General features: G+C 53.6%; 17 protein-coding genes and 2 tRNA genes. 11 read left to right on the top strand and 8 right to left on the bottom strand.

Features of this window, described 5'->3' with window-relative positions:
- Positions 1-73: 73 nt before the first annotated feature.
- Complete coding sequence (locus AC6I8N_RS17340; protein ID WP_497829566.1) at positions 74-772, bottom strand: hypothetical protein; 699 nt, start codon at positions 770-772, stop codon at positions 74-76.
- A gap of 241 nt (positions 773-1,013) precedes the next feature.
- On the opposite strand from AC6I8N_RS17340, the gene AC6I8N_RS17335 reads away from it, so the two are divergent.
- From AC6I8N_RS17335 to AC6I8N_RS17300, 8 genes are all read left to right on the top strand, one after another.
- A complete protein-coding gene (locus AC6I8N_RS17335; RefSeq protein WP_497829565.1) occupies positions 1,014-2,183 on the top strand; it encodes a phage tail sheath protein in 1,170 nt (389 codons plus the stop codon).
- A 12-nt stretch (positions 2,184-2,195) separates the two neighbouring features.
- A complete protein-coding gene (locus tag AC6I8N_RS17330) occupies positions 2,196-2,711 on the top strand; it encodes a phage major tail tube protein (protein WP_497829564.1) in 516 nt (171 codons plus the stop codon).
- A gap of 53 nt (positions 2,712-2,764) precedes the next feature.
- Complete coding sequence (locus AC6I8N_RS17325) at positions 2,765-3,067, top strand: phage tail assembly protein (protein ID WP_021184493.1); 303 nt, start codon at positions 2,765-2,767, stop codon at positions 3,065-3,067.
- A gap of 14 nt (positions 3,068-3,081) precedes the next feature.
- Positions 3,082-3,204 carry a GpE family phage tail protein gene (locus AC6I8N_RS17320; RefSeq protein WP_013510557.1) on the top strand — a complete coding sequence of 41 codons (123 nt, stop codon included), beginning with the start codon at positions 3,082-3,084 and terminating at the stop codon, positions 3,202-3,204.
- Entirely contained in the window at positions 3,197-5,971 is a 2,775-nt protein-coding gene (locus tag AC6I8N_RS17315; RefSeq protein WP_497829563.1) for a phage tail tape measure protein, read from the top strand. Before AC6I8N_RS17320 ends, AC6I8N_RS17315 begins: the two co-directional genes overlap by 8 nt.
- On the top strand, positions 5,968-6,453 hold the full coding sequence (locus tag AC6I8N_RS17310; RefSeq protein WP_497829562.1) for a phage tail protein: 486 nt from the start codon (positions 5,968-5,970) through the stop codon (positions 6,451-6,453). The genes AC6I8N_RS17315 and AC6I8N_RS17310 overlap by 4 nt, the downstream gene beginning before the upstream one ends.
- On the top strand, positions 6,450-7,547 hold the full coding sequence (locus AC6I8N_RS17305; RefSeq protein ID WP_497829561.1) for a phage late control D family protein: 1,098 nt from the start codon (positions 6,450-6,452) through the stop codon (positions 7,545-7,547). The genes AC6I8N_RS17310 and AC6I8N_RS17305 overlap by 4 nt, the downstream gene beginning before the upstream one ends.
- A gap of 64 nt (positions 7,548-7,611) precedes the next feature.
- Complete coding sequence (locus AC6I8N_RS17300; RefSeq protein WP_497830706.1) at positions 7,612-7,830, top strand: ogr/Delta-like zinc finger family protein; 219 nt, start codon at positions 7,612-7,614, stop codon at positions 7,828-7,830.
- Between the two features lie 253 nt (positions 7,831-8,083).
- On the opposite strand, the gene AC6I8N_RS17295 is transcribed toward AC6I8N_RS17300, so the two are convergent.
- The 4 genes from AC6I8N_RS17295 to AC6I8N_RS17280 all read right to left on the bottom strand — a co-directional run bounded on the left by AC6I8N_RS17295 (position 8,084) and on the right by AC6I8N_RS17280 (position 10,570).
- Positions 8,084-8,203: transfer RNA gene (locus AC6I8N_RS17295), tRNA-OTHER, on the bottom strand.
- Positions 8,189-8,983: a hypothetical protein gene (locus AC6I8N_RS17290; protein WP_497829560.1), complete on the bottom strand. Its 795-nt coding sequence runs from the start codon at positions 8,981-8,983 to the stop codon at positions 8,189-8,191. The genes AC6I8N_RS17295 and AC6I8N_RS17290 overlap by 15 nt, the downstream gene beginning before the upstream one ends.
- Before the next feature lie 524 nt (positions 8,984-9,507).
- Positions 9,508-9,583, bottom strand: a tRNA-Ile gene (locus AC6I8N_RS17285).
- 195 nt (positions 9,584-9,778) lie between these two features.
- Entirely contained in the window at positions 9,779-10,570 is a 792-nt protein-coding gene (locus AC6I8N_RS17280) for an SDR family NAD(P)-dependent oxidoreductase (protein ID WP_497829559.1), read from the bottom strand.
- A gap of 136 nt (positions 10,571-10,706) precedes the next feature.
- On the opposite strand from AC6I8N_RS17280, the gene AC6I8N_RS17275 reads away from it, so the two are divergent.
- Complete coding sequence (locus AC6I8N_RS17275; RefSeq protein WP_497829558.1) at positions 10,707-11,294, top strand: TetR/AcrR family transcriptional regulator; 588 nt, start codon at positions 10,707-10,709, stop codon at positions 11,292-11,294.
- On the top strand, positions 11,291-11,803 hold the full coding sequence (gene mug, locus AC6I8N_RS17270) for a G/U mismatch-specific DNA glycosylase (protein ID WP_021183470.1): 513 nt from the start codon (positions 11,291-11,293) through the stop codon (positions 11,801-11,803). Before AC6I8N_RS17275 ends, mug begins: the two co-directional genes overlap by 4 nt.
- A 47-nt stretch (positions 11,804-11,850) precedes the next feature.
- On the opposite strand, the gene rpoD is transcribed toward mug, so the two are convergent.
- The 3 genes from rpoD to rpsU all read right to left on the bottom strand — a co-directional run bounded on the left by rpoD (position 11,851) and on the right by rpsU (position 16,021).
- Positions 11,851-13,695, bottom strand: a complete 1,845-nt coding sequence (gene rpoD / locus AC6I8N_RS17265; protein WP_497829557.1) for an RNA polymerase sigma factor RpoD — start codon at positions 13,693-13,695, stop codon at positions 11,851-11,853.
- Positions 13,696-13,941: 246 nt separating this feature from the next.
- The gene (gene dnaG / locus AC6I8N_RS17260; RefSeq protein WP_021183469.1) at positions 13,942-15,687 is read right to left on the bottom strand and encodes a DNA primase; all 1,746 of its coding nucleotides are present in this window, start codon (positions 15,685-15,687) and stop codon (positions 13,942-13,944) included.
- A gap of 118 nt (positions 15,688-15,805) precedes the next feature.
- Positions 15,806-16,021: a 30S ribosomal protein S21 gene (gene rpsU, locus AC6I8N_RS17255; RefSeq protein WP_001144069.1), complete on the bottom strand. Its 216-nt coding sequence runs from the start codon at positions 16,019-16,021 to the stop codon at positions 15,806-15,808.
- Between the two features lie 280 nt (positions 16,022-16,301).
- Here rpsU and tsaD point away from each other — a divergent pair, with 280 nt between their 5' ends.
- On the top strand, positions 16,302-17,315 hold the full coding sequence (gene tsaD / locus AC6I8N_RS17250) for a tRNA (adenosine(37)-N6)-threonylcarbamoyltransferase complex transferase subunit TsaD (RefSeq protein WP_021183468.1): 1,014 nt from the start codon (positions 16,302-16,304) through the stop codon (positions 17,313-17,315).
- The last annotated feature ends 437 nt before the right edge of the window (positions 17,316-17,752 follow it).

Below are 17,752 nucleotides of genomic sequence, written 5' to 3'. Positions count from 1 at the left end.
ATCAGAATTACGGGAATTGCCCCGGAGAAATACCAGGTGAGATCTTTAAATATTCTCTTGAATAGTCTGTTTATCATTGCATTAACCTGTATAGCCCTTGCGCCAGTTCTGTCGCAGTTTTCCCAAGAGTACTGAAGTGATTGTTTCTGGAGATAATTGGTTCGATTAAAAAATACATCATCTCAAGATTCTGACTGTAGAGAACATAATAATAGGCAGGCTGAAATCGTTGTAATTCCTCAGCCTTTTTAGCCGCTTCGGTTACGTAGCTGTAGCCGGTTAATGCCCAGAGAGCGTAATTTGCTCCATTTGCGATTTTGTTACGTGCAAAATGGGAAGTCAGTGAGAATGAATGTGCAATTGACTGTGCTACAGCAAAAGTAAGGGCCCGACTTGTCAGGACACCGCTGGCGGTATGCGCGCCCATTTTTGATAATGCGCGAGCGATATTTGTGACTTTATCTTCTGACTCGTTCTTCAGATAAGTTTCCACATACAGCCTGATAAGAACAAAGATGATGTCTCTTCTTTTTACCAGTTCAATCAGACCTTTAACGAATCTGACGTCCTCATTACCCAGCCTGGTACAAACATCCTGATAATTATCAGTCAGACACGATGTATACCAGGTCGCACGGGTGAAAGCATCCGACAGCTGCTCTCCCTTTTTCAGCATCTCATCTTTGACACCTTTAAGCGCGCGATCCAGTCTGAGTGCCAGCTCTTTGTCTGCTTCCATCCAGTTAACAATGTAGTGATTATCGTAAGCCATCCCTGTTACCTTGCCGGTCAGTGTCAGTCGGTGTTGTGCACAACCTTTGTGCTGCAGTGAGTTTTTCCGATACTACACCATGAAAACCCGGCAAAAAACCGCCATAACGCATTTTCACTGCGCGGGTTACAGGCGTTAAAGCTGCCCGGTTAATGTGTCAGCCTTCACACAACGGCCAGTACGTGCCTCTATATAAAGGAGGCACGACCATAGCGAAACCCCTTAACCGGAGATTCGTTTTATGGCTCAGGATTACCACCACGGCGTGCGCGTTGAGGAAATCAACGAAGGCACCCGAACCATTACCACCGTCAGCACGGCGATTGTGGGACTGGTCTGCACCGGCGATGACGCCGACGCGGCCACGTTCCCGCTTAACCGCCCGGTGCTGTTAACCGATGTGCTGACCGCCAGCGGTAAAGCCGGGGAATCCGGCACGCTGGCCCGTTCGCTGGATGCGATCGGCGACCAGTCAAAACCCGTCACCGTTGTGGTTCGCGTTCCCCAGGGTGAAACCGAAGCGGAAACCACCTCCAACATCATCGGCGGCTCGGTCAACGGCCAGCGCACCGGCATGAAAGCGCTGCTGGCCGCACAGTCCATCTGTGGCGTAAAGCCGCGCATTCTCGGCGTGCCGGGACACGATACGCAGGCCGTTGCCACCGAACTGCTGAGCGTGGCGCAGAGCCTGCGCGCGTTTTCCTACCTGTCGGCCTACGGCTGCGAAACCGTGGAAGAGGCCATCGCCTACCGTGCCAACTTCAGCCAGCGCGAAGGGATGCTTATCTGGCCGGACTTTATCAGCTTTGACACCGTACTGAACGCAGACGCGGCAGCCTACGCCACCGCCCGCGCGCTCGGTCTGCGTGCCAAAATCGACGAACAGACCGGCTGGCATAAGTCGCTCTCAAACGTCGGCGTGAACGGCGTCACCGGCATTTCAAAGGATGTGTTCTGGGATTTGCAGGACCCGGCGACGGATGCGGGCCTGCTGAACCAGAACGACATCACCACGCTGATCCGCAAGGACGGCTATCGCTTCTGGGGTTCGCGCTGCCTGAGTGATGATCCGCTGTTTGCGTTTGAGAACTACACCCGCACCGCGCAGGTGCTGATGGACACGATGGCCGAAGCGCAGATGTGGGCGGTGGATGGCGCGCTGAACCCGTCGCTGGCCCGCGACATTATCGAGGGCATCCGCGCGAAGCTGCGCAGCCTGGTGAATCAGGGTTATCTCATCGGCGCGGACTGCTGGCTGGATGAAAGCGTGAACGACAAAGACACGCTGAAGGCCGGGAAGCTGCTGATCGATTACGACTACACGCCGGTGCCGCCGCTGGAAAACCTGCTGCTGCGTCAGCGTATCACTGACCAGTACCTGGTGGATTTCGCCAGCCGCGTCAGCGCATAAGGAGACAGACCAATGGCATTACCCCGCAAACTCAAACACCTCAACCTGTTCAACGCCGGTAACAACTGGCAGGGACTGGTCGAATCCCTGACGCTGCCGAAAGTCACCCGTAAGTTTGAAAAGTATCGCGGCGGCGGCATGGCCGGTGCGGTGGATATCGATATGGGACTGGATGACGGCGCGCTGGATACCGAATTCACCATCGGCGGCACCGAGTCCCTGCTGTTCAAACAGCTGGGTACGTCCACCGTGGACGGCATTCAGCTGCGCTTTACCGGCTCTATCCAGCGCGATGACACCGCCGAAATTCAGGCGGTGGAACTGGTGGTGCGTGGCCGTCACAAGGAGCTGGATTCCGGCGAGTGGAAGCCCGGCGAATCCAGCACCACCAAAGTGTCCGGCACCAACAGCTACGCGAAGCTGACCATCAACGGCGAAGTTCTCTACGAGATTGATCTCGTGAACATGATCCACATCGTGGACGGCACCGACCTGATGGAAGAACACCGTAACGCGCTCGGCCTCTGATAACCCCGGCAGGGGAAACCCTGCCGCTCTTAACCTCTTTAGCGGACAAAATCATGACTGACAAAATCACCGAAAAAACCGTCGAACTGGACACGCCGATCCAGCGCGGCAAGGAAATCATCACGCAGGTGCTGCTGCGCAAACCGCAGTCCGGTTCCCTGCGTGGCACCCGCCTTCAGGCGCTGATGGACATGGACGTGAACGCCATGATGGTGGTGCTGCCGCGTATCAGCGTACCGGCACTGCAACCGCACGAAATCGTGGAAATGGACCCGGCGGACCTGCTTTCCCTGTCGGTGGAGGTGGTCACTTTTTTGTTGCCGAAGTCGGCGCTGTCGGCTTTCCCGACGGCCTGACGGTTGAAGATTTAGTGGCGGACATCGCCACGGTGTTTCACTGGCCGCCCTCCGTTACGGACGATATGCCACTGCCCGAAGTGCTGGAGTGGCGGCACAGGGCAATTCTTCGCAGCGGAGCCGGTGACGATGAGTGACAAAAACCTGCGTATGCAGGTGGTATTAAGCGCGGTGGATAAAATCACCCGCCCCTTTCGTAACGCGCGTGACGGCTCTAAGGAGCTGTCCGCCGCCCTGAAGGCCAGCAAAGACAGCCTGAAATCCCTTAACGAGCAGGCTGGCCGTATTGATGGCTTTCGCAAAACCCGTTCCCAGCTTGCCATCACGGAAAAGAATCTGGCGACCGCCCGGCAGGAGGCGGCCGCGCTGGCAACACAGTTTGCCGCCACTGCGCGGCCCACGGCACAACAGGCCAGAGTGCTGGAGCAGGCAAAGAACCGCGCCAGTGAGTTACAGCAGACTTTTAACGGCCTGCGCCTGTCCGTGCAGCGCCAGCGCGAGGCACTGAACGCCGCCGGTATCGATACAAAGCAGCTGAGTGCCGCACAACGTCGTCTGAAGACGGATGCACAGGCGACCAGCGGAGCCATTGAACGCCAGCAGGGAGAGCTGCGTAAGCTGGGCGAGCGCCAGCAGAAGCTGGCCGCCATCCGGGCACGCCATGAAAAAACAACCGCGATGCGTAACAGCCTGGCCGGGAACGGTGCGGGCATGGTGGCAACCGGCGTCACCACCGGCATGACCATGCTGGCCCCGGTGCGGGCTTATGCCGAGTCGGAAGACGCCGCCACGCAGCTGGCCGCCTCACTAATGGGGCCGGGGGCAAAGGTTGCGTCGGAGTTCGCGAAAATCAACCGGCTGGCCGTCAGCCTGGGCGACAAGCTGCCCGGCACCACGGCGGACTTTCAGAACATGATGACCATGCTGCGCCGTCAGGGCATGAGCGCACAGGTGATTTTAGGCGGGCTGGGTGAAGCAACCGCGTATCTTGGCGTGCAGCTGAAAATGGCCCCCACGGATGCGGCAGAATTTGCCGCGAAGTTGCAGGATGCGACGCAGACCAGCGAAAAGGACATGATGGCGCTGACCGACATCATCCAGAAGGGATTTTATGCGGGCGTTGATTCGGAAAATATGCTCCAGGGTTACGCCAAAATCGGCAGCGCAATGGACATCATCAAGATGAAGGGACTGGAGGCGGCGAAGACCTTCGCGCCGTTACTGGTGATGGCGGACCAGTCGAGCATGGCCGGTGAGGCGGCAGGCAACGCCTACCGCAAAGTTTTTCAGGGCATGATGGACGCGAATAAAGTCGCGAAGACCAATGCGGCCCTGAAAGGGACGGGGGTGAAATTCGATTTCACCAACGGCAAGGGGGAGTTTGGCGGCATCGATAAGATGTACGGGCAGCTGGCGCAACTGCAAAAACTCAGCACGCAGCAGCGGCTGACCACGCTGAAAACGATGTTTGGCGACGATGCGGAGACGTTGCAGGTGCTGAACATCATGATAACCAAAGGCGTGGATGGCTACCGGGAAACCGCCGCAAAGCTGGAGAATCAGGCATCACTGCGCGAGCGCGTGGACGCCTCGCTTAATACCCTGGGTAACAAGTGGGAAGCCGCCACCGGTTCGTTTACCAACTCAATGGCCGCCATCGGTGAAACCGTTGCGCCCACGCTGAAACAACTGGCGGACTGGCTGGGTAATCTTGCCGGTGCACTGGGTGAGTTCGTTAAACAACACCCGCAGCTGACGGCGGGGCTGTTCAAGCTGGCTGCCGGGTTTGCCATTGCTGCCACGGCAGTGGGTGCCCTGTCGCTGGCTGCGGCGGCGATCCTCGGTCCGATGGCGATGCTGCGTCTCAGCTGCGGCGTGCTGGGTATCAAAGCTGTCAGCGCGTTCAGTCTTATTCGGGGTGCAATGGGTATTGTCGGGAATGGCGTGCTGTGGCTGGGGCGGCTGATGATGGCAAACCCCATTCTGGCGGTTGTCGGCCTGATTGCTGCCGGTGCGCTTTATATCTGGCAGCACTGGGACACGCTGGGGCCAAAATTCCTTGCGCTTTGGGAAGGCATTAAAAACTTTACTGCGGCGGCGTGGGAAGGGATCAAAGGGGCGGTTTCGGGGGCGTGGGCGTTTATCAAGTCGGTATTTATGAATTACACCCTGCCGGGCCTGATTTATAAAAACTGGGATGCGATCCGTGCAGGCATCGCCGGGGCGTGGGACAGCATCAAAGCGGCAATCGCCGGTAAATGGGAAGAGATTGTCGATACGGCTAAGGCGTTGCCGGAACGCTTTCAGGAGGCCGGTTCACAGATGATTGATGGCCTGCTGGCAGGTATCAGCCAGAGGTGGGAGGCACTGAAAAGTAAGCTGTCTTCCCTCACCGACTACCTGCCGGACTTTCTGAAGCCTGGCGGGGATAAAACCGCCGTGCCGGTTGTGCCAGGCCGCAGCGAGAAATCCGCAACCGGCTTTGCCGGGCTGTATGACAGAGGCGGGTTTATCCCGTCCGGGCAGTTCGGCATCGTGGGAGAGAACGGGCCGGAGATTGTGAACGGCCCGGCCAGCGTCACCAGCCGCCGCCGTACCGCTTCGCTGGCCGCCTCTGCCGCGCTGGCAATGGGCGTTGCCGCCGCGCCAGCCGCCGCCCGCCCGGTGCACCCGATGGCCCTGCCCGCGAAAGCGCAGACCGCAGCGGCAGGCACAGCCGGGGCCGGGCAGTCCGGGCCGCCGATCATCATGCAGGGTAAATACGATATTCACCTTGTGCAGCAGCCGGGGCAGAACACGGGCGACCTGCTGGATGAGCTGATGCGCAGGCTGGAAGAAAAAGAGCGGCACGCACAGGCACGGGCGCGCAGTTCCTACAGTGACCGGGGAGGGTTTGATTCATGATGATGACGCTGGGTTTATTCGTTTTTATGCTGAAGACGGTCCCTTACCAGCAGCTGCAACTCCAGCGCAGCTGGCGGTTTCCGACCAACAACCGGGTTGGCTTTCGCCCTTCCGTGCAGTTCCTCGGACCGGATAACGACACCGTGACGCTGTCCGGCGTGCTGCTGCCGGAAATCACCGGCGGCCGGCTGTCGCTTTTTGCGCTGGAGCAGATTGCCGAGCTGGGGCGCGCGTGGCCGCTGATTGAGGGTAGCGGGACGATTTACGGCATGTTCGTGATCGAGAGCCTGAGCCAGACCAAAGCGGAGTTTTTCAGTGATGGCGTCTGCCGCCGTATTGAGTTCACGCTCACGCTGAAGCGTACCGATGAGTCGCTGGGTGAGATGTTCGGCAGCCTCAGCGACCAGCTGACGGCAATCAAAAGCGCGGCCACCAGTGCCGCCGGTCAGTTAACTTCTGCTGTGGGTGGGCTGCTGTCATGACCGGTGCTGAATGGGTAACAGGGGCTGCTAACGCGCCCGCGTTCCGGCTGACGCTGGAAGGGGCTGACATCACGCAGAAGATTGAGAAGCGGCTTATGAGCCTGACGCTCACGGATAACCGGGGCTTTGAAGCGGACCAGCTGGATATTGAGCTGGACGACGCCGACGGCCAGTTACAGCTGCCACGCCGGGGCGTGGTGCTCACGCTGGCGCTGGGCTGGCAGGGGCAACTGCTGACACCGAAAGGCAGTTACACCGTGGACGAAATCGAGCATACCGGCAGCCCTGACCGGCTTGTCCTTCGTGCCCGCAGCGCAGATTTTCGTGAAACCCTCAACACCCGGCGGGAAAAGTCGTGGCATGACACCACTGTGGGCGACATGGTGAAAGAGATTGCCGCCAGGCACAAGCTGGAGATGGCCCTGGGTGATGATGTGGCAAAGATGGCAATTGAACATCTGGACCAGACCAACGAATCCGACGCCAGCTTTCTGATGCGGCTGGCCCGGCAGTGTGGCGCGATTGCCTGCATCAAAAACGGCAACCTGCTGTTTATCCGTCAGGGCCAGGGCAAAACGGCCAGCGGTAAAGTGCTGCCGGTGATGACGTTGCAGCGCAAAGACGGAGACAGCCACCGCTTTACCTTGGCTGACCGTGACGCCTACACCGGCGTGATTGCCAGCTGGTTACATACCCGCGAACCGGCAAAGAAAGAAGTGACAAAGGTGAAGCGCCGCCGCAAAACCAGTACGGCAACGAAGAAGGAGCCGGAGGCTAAACAGGGTGACTACCTGATTGGCACGGATGAAAACGTGCTGGTACTGAGCCGAACCTATGCCACCAGGGCAAATGCCGAACGTGCCGCCAAAATGCAGTGGGAGCGTCTGCAACGTGGTGTGGCGACGTTTTCCATTCAACTGGCGCGAGGGCGGGCCGATCTCTACACGGAAATGCCGGTAAAGGTGAGCGGGTTTAAACAGCAGATTGATGGGGGAGAATGGATTATCACCACGCTAACGCACAGCCTGAGTGACAGCGGTTTTACCACCAGTATGGATCTTGAGGTGAAAATTGATTCCCTTGAAATGGAATGAATGCTATCGCAAAAGGGAAAAAATGTTTAATATCTATCTCAATTGGGATTTTGGAGGCGGTAAAATGATGAATTGTCCACTGTGCGGGAATGCCGCACATACACGAAGCAGCTTTCAAGTATCGGCAACAACCAAAGAACGTTATAACCAGTGCCAGAACATCAATTGCAGTTGCACCTTCAAATCTCATGAGACAGTGTCAGAGATCATCATGAAACCAGGCAGCGTTAAACCTGCGCCACCGCATCCTGGAAGAAACCAGCAGCAACCACTGTGGCTATGATTATTGCAGTGATCTGAATTGCCTGCTTTGTGTGGGCTATTTATTCTTGTTGGGTACTTGTATTTTGAATGCTCATTCAAGAATCGCATGCGTGTTTCAATAAAAAATATTTTTTAATTATAAATATGTGAAAATGAAAAAGCACATGGGCGAATTTTTAATTATATCTAATGTGTTTTTTGAAGTGGATTTCAAATGGTATTGTAATGTAACTTTATGGGTTTTTTAATCAATAATATTTTCTAAAATCATATGGCTGGCCAGGGAATCGAACCCCGAATCTATCCTTCCAATAAGTACTAAAACGTAATACATATTGGAAGGATGCCCTCCGAAGAGGGCCGGACCGCTTTGACCATTAAGCTAACCAGCCTTTCGACTCTAACATATCAATCGTTTCTTCAGATTGCAAGTAATCTTGTCTAAGCATTTGTCTGATTGCATTGCGTTTACGATCCTTACGAAGCATGGCGTACTTTTGGCAAGTTTTTCCTAAAAAATCCTCGTCTATCTTTATTGCTTTACTACAGAGCTTTTTAGCTGCAAATTGCCAAGCCTTTGAAAAAAGAATAACATCTCTTATTGTGATGGCTGATGGCTTGCTTGGTAGGAAATTATATTCATCCTTGATTGATTTTAAAGTTTTCTCATCCGCCTTAATATGTAATTCTTTTTCTTTTCCCCCATGTAGTTCAACGTTTCTCATGCTCCTGTAATAATCAATGATTAATAGCTCCTTATCGCCAGCATAATCCATATAAATACTATCAGCAAGTTTTGTTTCTTGAGTCTTGTTATTTCTTGAGTGGAGGAGAATTATTGATTTTCGTAAAAAGTCAATGTCATTAATATGGTAATTATCATCGTTTTTATGATGATTTTTTGAAAACAACACTATATCAGAACAGAATGCTTCGGCTTGGCCGCTAATATATGCAATGTGAGCTAAGTTAATATATATGCTCATGTCGGTGAGGTTGATACTTTGTATATTAAGTCTGCTGTGCTTGTATTTTTTTGTCAGAATGGATAGTTCATTATTATCCATGTTCACCATTTCATGTGCTGCTATATCCGCCATGCACATTAATGGATTAATTCTTCCCAGAGATTTTCTAAAGTTGGTTTCAATATCTCTTGGTGTTCTAAACATATAATGGCTCCGTTTTTAATACATTAATTATAATATATGCAATGTTAACTTTTTCATCTGTACATTTACAATACCTGGTTTTTTTAATGTAATTTCATGTGGTTAGGTTCCTATAAGTATGGGCTTGGATATTCTCTGGTGGATCAGAACGGAAGTTATATTATGTATTGTTGAATCAACGCCACCTATCTCTGAATGGCTGCAAATCTGTCCTGAACACTCTCATTACTCAACACTGAGATGTTATTAACGTAAGTTTTAGTCACAAACCGATGCTCAAAGATATCTATTGCTGAGCAATATCCGTGCCTTCGACTTTATAAAAGAGAAGTACGTTTTTTCTTTCTACACCTTCAGTCGGTGTATGAACGAACTAGGCTGCCGGTACTGCTCTATACGCTTGGTGATGAAAGCAGAAAAGGGTACGAAAAATTCTGCTGCCATTTTGCTGCCAATGCCGAATGACAGGTACAAAAAACCCATCGTTAAAGATGGGTTAATTGCATGATTTTCATCACTAAATTTGGTGGCCCCTGCTGGGTTTGAACCAGCGACCAAGCGATTATGAGTCGCCTGCTCTAACCACTGAGCTAAGGGGCCAGCGGAGCGGGGATTATAAAGTATCTCGCCAGGGTGATCCAGCCATTGATAGCTGGTTGCTCGAAATTAGCGCAGTATCTGACTCCTTGATATCCATAAGAAAATTCGTAGATCCCTTATCCGTTGTGACAGCAATCCCCTTAATCCGTGGACGAATCTGAGACAGGGCAGGAATGCCCTGTCTGCTTGTTACCTTCATGCCTGCTGATAACGTGATGCCGGTTTGTTCAGCGACAAATAAGGTTGCAACGCTATCCGGGCGTTATCGAATTCCTGCCATAGCCCAGTGTTTTCCAGCGACGGGATGGTGACCGACTCACCAGCATCCAGTCCACTCAGCGCGGCACTCACCAGATCTTCCACTTCCATCAGCATTTCTGCCGGGAATGTCGTAATTGGGGTGCCTGAACGATCAAAAATTTCGGTACGCGTTGCACCGGGCAGGACAGCCTGGACGTGGACTCCGCTATCAGCCAACTCACGCTGCATGGCGCGCGTTAGTGTCAAAACAAAGGATTTCGTCGCGTCGTATGCGCCGTTAAAGCGCTCATGGATCAACGCCAGCACGGAAGCAATATTAATGATGGTGCCATGGCCGCGCGCACGAAAAGCCTGGGCGGCGACATGAGCTAATTGGGTTGGTGCGACAATATTCAACGCCAGCATGGTTTGAATACGTTCGATATCCGCATCAATAAATTCACCCTCTACGCTCATTCCTGCGTTATTCAGCAGCAAAGTGATTTGGTGGTTGTCACGAATTTCTTGTTCAATGCGTTGCAAATCCTGCGTTTTGGTGAGGTCGGCCGGGAGTACGGAGACTTCCACGCCTGCTGATTCTCGCAAGCTCTGCGCCAGCGCGTTAAGACGGGCAGCATCGCGTGCCACCAGAATCAGGTTGTAACCGCGAGCGGCCAGTTGTTTTGCGTAGGTTGCGCCAATACCGCTGGATGCGCCGGTGATCAAAGCCAGTTGAGATGATGACATGGTCGATTCCTCTAAATGATGGTTATCATATTTGACGTGATAAATATGACGGTCATAATATTTTTCGTCAAGCTGGAATATGATGGTCGTAATAATTACTATGATTGTCGTAACTGATGATCAGGAGGGGCAGAAGATGGAAAAGCTGAGCCACAAAGCGCGTACGCGTCAACGCATTCTGGATGAGGCGGCCAAAGTGATGCGTGAGTGTGGTACTGAGAGCATTGGCGTGGCGTCGTTAATGAAGCGTGTCGGTTTGACGCACGGTGGTTTCTATGCCCATTTCGCGTCGCGTGAAGCATTGGTTGAGGCGGTGATTGAACAGATGTTTGCTGACTCAGCGCAACGTATCGCCGTGATTGTGCAGGTCGAGGACCCGGCTCAGCGCCTGGCATTGCTAATTGATAATTATCTCTCTGATATCCATCGTGCGATGCCGGGTGAAGGTTGCCCACTGCCCGCGCTTGCCAGTGAAATGGCGCATTTACCACTGGAGGCGCGTACGTTGTTTTCCCGTCGGCGTGAAGCGGTTCGCCAGCGTCTGGCGGAACCTTTGCAGCAGTTGGGTAATGCTCAGGCCGACACCCTTGCTGCCAGCATACTGGCCGAGATGGTGGGAGCGATGGCGCTGGCGCGCGCCTGTCCGGATGAAGCCGACGCGAACGATATTTTGGCTGCCAGCCGTCAGTCAGTGAAGCAACGCGCCGGGTTGGTGTTGGCATGAGTGAACACAACATTCGCGACATCATCGCTCCGCATTTGCAGGTGTTGTTTTGCGGCATCAATCCAGGCCAATCCTCAGCGCACACCGGTTTCCATTTTGCACATCCGGGTAATCGCTTCTGGAAGGTGATTCATCTGGCAGGATTTACCCATGAGCAACTCAAGCCGGAACAGGAGCAACGTTTACTGGAAACGGGTTGTGGCATCACCATGTTGGTGGAGCGTCCTACCGTACAGGCCACAGAACTGGCGGGTGATGAGCTGCGCGATGGCGGCAGTCGATTGCAGGAAAAGGTGCTGCGTTACCAGCCGCGTGCATTGGCGGTGCTGGGCAAAGATGCCTTCCAGCGCGCATTTCGCCAGCGTAAGGTGGAGTGGGGCGAGCAGCCGCAAATGCTCGGTGCTACCCGGTTGTGGGTGCTGCCCAACCCGAGCGGCCTGAATCGCGCTTCGCTGGAGGAGATGGCTGCCGCCTATCGCCAGCTATATGAAGGATTACAGTTGTTCTGAGACAATAAAAAACCCCGGCAAGCCGGGGTTTTTTGTTTTGGACCAAATCAGTCGTCAAGGAAGCTACGCAGTACTTCGGAACGGCTCGGGTGACGCAGTTTACGCAGCGCCTTGGCTTCAATCTGACGAATACGCTCACGCGTTACGTCGAACTGTTTGCCTACCTCTTCCAGCGTGTGGTCGGTATTCATATCGATACCAAAACGCATACGCAGCACTTTCGCTTCACGCGCAGTCAGACCCGCCAGCACGTCGTGGGTTGCGGAACGCAGGCTCTCAGAAGTAGCAGAGTCCAGCGGCAGCTCCAGCGTGGTGTCTTCGATAAAATCGCCCAGATGCGAATCTTCATCATCACCAATCGGCGTCTCCATAGAGATCGGCTCTTTAGCGATTTTCAGCACTTTGCGGATTTTATCTTCCGGCATCAGCATACGCTCAGCCAGTTCTTCCGGCGTCGGTTCGCGGCCCATCTCCTGCAACATCTGGCGCGAAATACGGTTGAGTTTGTTGATGGTCTCAATCATATGCACCGGAATACGGATGGTACGTGCCTGGTCGGCGATAGAACGGGTGATGGCCTGACGGATCCACCAGGTGGCGTAAGTTGAGAACTTATAACCACGACGGTATTCAAACTTATCAACCGCTTTCATCAGGCCGATGTTACCTTCCTGAATCAGGTCGAGGAACTGCAAACCACGGTTGGTGTATTTCTTGGCGATTGAAATCACCAGACGCAGGTTAGCTTCCACCATCTCTTTCTTCGCACGACGCGCTTTGGCTTCGCCGATAGACATACGACGGTTGATGTCTTTGACCTGCTCAATGGTCAGGCCGGTTTCTTCTTCAATTTGCAGCAGTTTTTGCAGGCAACGCATAACGTCATCCTGCACTTCCAGCAGTTTTTCAGACCACGGCTTGTTCATTGCCAGCGCGGCTTTGAACCAGCTTTCACTGGTTTCGTTGCCGGTGAACAGCGTGATAAAGTTTTTCTTCGGCATTTTGCACAGTTCAACACACAGCTTCATGATGATGCGTTCCTGAGTACGCACACGCTCCATCATTTCACGCATGTTGTTCACCAGGTAATCGAATTGCTTCGGTACCAGGCGGAACTGTTTGAACACTTCAGAAAGATTCTGAATTTCGGCAACTGCGTCGACATGGCTGCGGCCCTTGGCTTTAATCACCGTGCGGGTCGTTTCATACTGTGTACGCAGCTCAACGAATTTTTCGCGCGCCAGTTCTGGATCGATAGAGTTATCGTCGTCAGAACTGTCGTCATCGCTTTCTTCGTCGTCTTCATCGTCGTCGTCGCGGTCTTCTTCAGACAGCTCAGAACCGACATGAGTCGCAGTTGGTGCCAGATCTTCTTCTGCATTCGGATCGACAAAGCCGGTGATCAGGTCGGACAGACGTGATTCGCCCGCTTCAACACGATCGTACTGATCGAGCAGATAGGTGATCGCTTCCGGATATTCTGCAACGGAGCACTGAACCTGGTTGATGCCGTCTTCGATGCGTTTAGCGATGTCGATTTCGCCTTCACGCGTCAGCAGTTCAACAGTACCCATTTCACGCATGTACATGCGCACCGGGTCGGTGGTACGGCCAATTTCAGATTCAACGCTGGATAACACCTGAGCGGCGGCTTCCGCGGCATCTTCGTCGGTATCGGCACTGTTTTCATTCAGCATCAGATCATCGGCATCAGGGGCTTCTTCCACCACCTGAATACCCATATCGTTAATCATCTGGATGATGTCTTCGATCTGATCGGAGTCGACGATATCTTCCGGCAGATGGTCATTGACCTCAGCATAGGTCAGATAGCCCTGCTCCTTACCACGGGTGACAAGTAGCTTAAGCTGTGACTGCGGGTTTTGCTCCATAAGACGGTATCCACACTTCTGTTAATTAGATTGGTGTCGGTCGGCAGCGAGCCAACAATAACAGTGAAGGCGTTGTGTTTTTGCCGCTGCCTTCGTCGCGGCCAGGGCTTTTGCCCTTCTATAATCGGCACTTAAGCCGCTTGGATTCTTTTTTCCGGGCCTGGCTTCTCGCCTGGTTCCGCTAATGCTTATCGCCCCGGTTCCCTGCCATTTTAACGGTATCGGCAACCAAGGCGCTTAAAACGATTATTTCTTTGCCAGTGCCTGGCTCAGTGCCCAGAATTCACGACGTTCGGCGGCACTTAATCCTTCGGTACGGTCGCGCGCGATAAGCGCTTCAAGGCGCTGCTCCAACGCGGAATCGTAAAGACTTGCCAGCGAATCCTGGAAGACCGCTTCGGCCTCTTCATCCACTATCATGTGGTTCCAGGTGGCCAGTGTTTCAAGTGTCTGACTAAAATTTGTCCCGCGATATAACTCTAGTAGCTGTCCGGTCGTCAGGCCAGGATTCTCAGAACAACGGCTGACTAACTCCACGAACAGCGGCAAACCCGCCATTTTTGACTGCTCAAGACCTTCGAGAGCAGGCACCATCGCGGCGAACTGCGGATTTTGCACCAACAAGGCAACCAGCACGCGCATGGTGGTGCGCTTCAGTGGCGGTGCAGTGGGTGCGGCACCACTCTCGGCCTGTTTCGGCAGTAGCTTCTCTAACTGGTTATCGTCAAGAATGCCGAGTTTATTACCTAATTCCTGGCGCATATAAATGCGCAGGGTCTCGCCCGGGATCTGGCTGATCAACGGCAGTGCCAGCGTACTCAGGCGTGCTTTACCGTCGCGCGTGCTCAGATCAACTTGCGGCAGCAGGCTGTCGAACAGAAACGTGGAGAGCGGCATTGCCTGCTCCATCCTTGCTTCAAACGCCACTTTGCCCTCTTTGCGCACCAGCGTGTCCGGGTCCTCGCCATCAGGCAAAAACATAAAGCGTAGCTGACGACCATCATTCATGTAAGGCAATGCGGTTTCGAGTGCACGCCAGGCGGCTTCACGACCCGCGCGGTCGCCGTCGTAACAGCAAATCACATTTTCCGTCGAGCGAAACAGCAGCTGGATATGTTCGGCGGTGGTTGAGGTTCCCAGCGAAGCAACGGCATAATCAATGCCGAACTGCGCAAGTGCCACCACATCCATATAACCTTCCACGACCAGCAGACGCGCTGGTTGGGGATGATTTTTCTGCGCTTCATACAGGCCATACAACTGACGGCCTTTATGGAAAATCGGTGTTTCCGGCGAGTTCAGGTATTTCGGCGTATCGTTGCCCAGCACCCGACCGCCAAAACCAATGACTCGTCCACGTTTATCGCGAATCGGAAACATGATGCGGTCGCGAAAGCGATCGTACGTCCGGCCTTTGTCATTGCTAACCAGCATGCCAGCTTCCATCAGCGACTCTCGATCATCTTTCTGCTGACCGAAGCGCTTGAGCGCGTTATCCCAACCCGGTGGAGCATAGCCAATAGCGAAGTGATCAATCACTTGCTGGCTAAGGCCGCGGGTGGCGAGATACTGCTGAGCAAGCTGTGCCTGCGGCTGGCGCAGACTCTGCTGATAAAAGGTGTTCAGGCCTTCCAACAGTTGGTAAAGGCTTTGGCGCTGATGGCGTTCCATCTGGCTGGGGCCGTTACCCGCTTCATAAGGCACTTCAAGGCCGTGCTGGGTGGCCAGTTCCTCAATGCTCTCAACAAATTCCAGACGATCGAAATTCATCAGGAAGTCGATGGCATTGCCGTGGGCACCACAGCCGAAGCAGTGATAAAACTGCTTATCGCCGTTTACGGTGAAAGAGGGCGTCTTTTCGTTATGGAATGGGCAACACGCGTGATAGTTCTTACCCTGCTTTTTCAGCTTTACGCGGGCATCGATAAGGTCCACGATGTCCGTGCGGGCAAGTAAGTCATTGATAAATACGCGTGGAATTCGTCCAGCCATAAGCCCCGATTTTTCAGCTCATAAACGGCAACAAGCCGCGCTTCCTTTCGGAAAGCACGGCCTCTTACTTGACTCTGTCTGCGTTGATCACGCGGCGGAGGCGAACCTCCGAAAGAAATTAGTACAGACGAGTGCGGCGTGCGTTTTCGCGAGCCAGTTTCTTGGCATGACGCTTAACAGCAGACGCTTTAGCGCGCTTACGTTCGGTAGTCGGTTTTTCATAGAACTCACGACGACGAACTTCAGCCAGAACGCCTGCTTTCTCGCAGGAACGCTTGAAGCGACGCAGTGCTACGTCGAACGGCTCGTTTTCACGTACTTTAATTACCGGCATGTAACTCTCACCTCGATAAAATTCGGTTTTGCTGCTGGCTGCGGCGCCAGCACATTTCAAAATGGTGCATAATTCTACTCCAACCGCGGTTGGCTTGTAAAGCACCAAGGACAAATTGAAACCAACAGGGGCGTTTGCCATTGCGGCTGCCGGTTTTTTCAGGCCGTGGAGTATAGCGCACTCTTTGCGCGGCGGAAAAACACTTTTTCCAGCCCAAAGATGTCCGGCCGGTAATCTCCCTGTGATACACTGCGCGCCGCAAGAAGAGGGTAGGAAAGCTATGCGAGTTCTGGGTATTGAAACGTCCTGCGATGAAACCGGCATCGCGATTTATGACGATGCGTCCGGTCTGCTGGCAAATCAATTATATAGCCAGGTAAAATTGCATGCCGATTACGGCGGTGTGGTGCCGGAACTGGCATCGCGCGATCATGTGCGTAAAACGGTGCCGTTGATTCAGGCGGCGTTAAAACAGGCCGGATTACAGCCGCAGCAGATTGATGCGGTGGCTTATACCGCCGGACCGGGTCTGGTCGGGGCGCTGTTAGTGGGAGCGACCGTTGGACGCGCGCTGGCGTTTGCCTGGAATGTACCGGCGGTGCCCGTCCATCATATGGAAGGCCATCTGCTGGCCCCGATGCTGGAAGATAACCCACCGGACTTCCCGTTTGTCGCGCTGCTGGTATCGGGCGGGCACACTCAGCTGATAAGCGTCACGGGTATTGGTGAATACGCGCTGCTGGGCGAATCTATCGATGATGCGGCAGGTGAAGCCTTCGATAAAACCGCCAAGCTGCTGGGCCTCGACTATCCGGGCGGGCCAATGCTATCGCGGATGGCACAGCAGGGCACACCGGGTCGCTTCACGTTTCCACGCCCGATGACCGATCGCCCCGGCCTTGATTTTAGCTTCTCCGGCCTTAAAACGTTCGCGGCCAACACCATTCGTGAACATGCAGGGGATGAACAGGCGCGTGCCGACATTGCCCGCGCCTTCGAGGACGCGGTGGTGGATACCCTGATGATTAAATGTAAGCGTGCGCTGGATCAGACCGGTTTTAAACGTCTGGTGATTGCGGGTGGCGTGAGCGCCAACCGTACGTTACGTGAGCGTATGGCTGACATGATGCAGGCCCGTGGCGGCGAAGTGTTTTACGCCCGTCCGGAATTCTGCACCGACAACGGCGCAATGATTGCTTACGCAGGCATGGTGCGTCTGAAAGGGGGTACGCGTGGTGAGTTGGGCGTCAGCGTCCGGCCACGTTGGCCATTGGCGGAATTGCCTGCCATCTGAAATCAAAAGCCAGCACATCATAATGCTGGCTTTTTTTCGTTGTGTTACAGGAAATTTCATGATTCCAGTCTGATATTAACCTGATAATTGTTGCCTGATGTTTGCGGTTCCTGTCTGAAGGTCCTATTTTCCATAGTAAGATTATCTCCCGCCGAATCTCGTTATCTTTAATTTTCAATACGGAAAGAATAACCAAATTTAACATCACCAAACCCTGAAATTGTATCCAAACAGGGTTGAATCTGTTTACTCAGAATAACTTAAGATTGTCATGATTTAGTTAGGTTTTTATCGCTTTTCGCATATAGCTCAGCGGCATGCATACCAGAAACAATTGCGCGGATGCTTGGTGTTTAAGTCACCACATCCAACGCCCTTGGCTCTCTGGTTTGAGAAATGAGTTATGACGGAACGGACTATCCCCCCCTATCTACGCT

Source organism: Pantoea sp. X-Soil-TKNS-1279, assembly GCF_059730565.1.
Note: the sequence above shows the minus strand (reverse complement) of the source record. Positions and strands in the feature narration are given on the sequence as shown.

Coding starts and splice junctions, on each gene's coding strand:
- rpsU (WP_001144069.1), bottom strand. CDS start 16,021: ATGCCGGTAATTAAAGTACGTGAAAACGAGCCGTTCGACGTAGCACTG.
- AC6I8N_RS17290 (WP_497829560.1), bottom strand. CDS start 8,983: ATGTTTAGAACACCAAGAGATATTGAAACCAACTTTAGAAAATCTCTG.
- tsaD (WP_021183468.1), top strand. CDS start 16,302: ATGCGAGTTCTGGGTATTGAAACGTCCTGCGATGAAACCGGCATCGCG.
- AC6I8N_RS17330 (WP_497829564.1), top strand. CDS start 2,196: ATGGCATTACCCCGCAAACTCAAACACCTCAACCTGTTCAACGCCGGT.
- rpoD (WP_497829557.1), bottom strand. CDS start 13,695: ATGGAGCAAAACCCGCAGTCACAGCTTAAGCTACTTGTCACCCGTGGT.
- AC6I8N_RS17340 (WP_497829566.1), bottom strand. CDS start 772: ATGGCTTACGATAATCACTACATTGTTAACTGGATGGAAGCAGACAAA.
- AC6I8N_RS17310 (WP_497829562.1), top strand. CDS start 5,968: ATGATGATGACGCTGGGTTTATTCGTTTTTATGCTGAAGACGGTCCCT.
- AC6I8N_RS17305 (WP_497829561.1), top strand. CDS start 6,450: ATGACCGGTGCTGAATGGGTAACAGGGGCTGCTAACGCGCCCGCGTTC.
- AC6I8N_RS17325 (WP_021184493.1), top strand. CDS start 2,765: ATGACTGACAAAATCACCGAAAAAACCGTCGAACTGGACACGCCGATC.
- AC6I8N_RS17315 (WP_497829563.1), top strand. CDS start 3,197: ATGAGTGACAAAAACCTGCGTATGCAGGTGGTATTAAGCGCGGTGGAT.
- AC6I8N_RS17300 (WP_497830706.1), top strand. CDS start 7,612: ATGATGAATTGTCCACTGTGCGGGAATGCCGCACATACACGAAGCAGC.
- AC6I8N_RS17275 (WP_497829558.1), top strand. CDS start 10,707: ATGGAAAAGCTGAGCCACAAAGCGCGTACGCGTCAACGCATTCTGGAT.
- mug (WP_021183470.1), top strand. CDS start 11,291: ATGAGTGAACACAACATTCGCGACATCATCGCTCCGCATTTGCAGGTG.
- dnaG (WP_021183469.1), bottom strand. CDS start 15,687: ATGGCTGGACGAATTCCACGCGTATTTATCAATGACTTACTTGCCCGC.
- AC6I8N_RS17280 (WP_497829559.1), bottom strand. CDS start 10,570: ATGTCATCATCTCAACTGGCTTTGATCACCGGCGCATCCAGCGGTATT.
- AC6I8N_RS17335 (WP_497829565.1), top strand. CDS start 1,014: ATGGCTCAGGATTACCACCACGGCGTGCGCGTTGAGGAAATCAACGAA.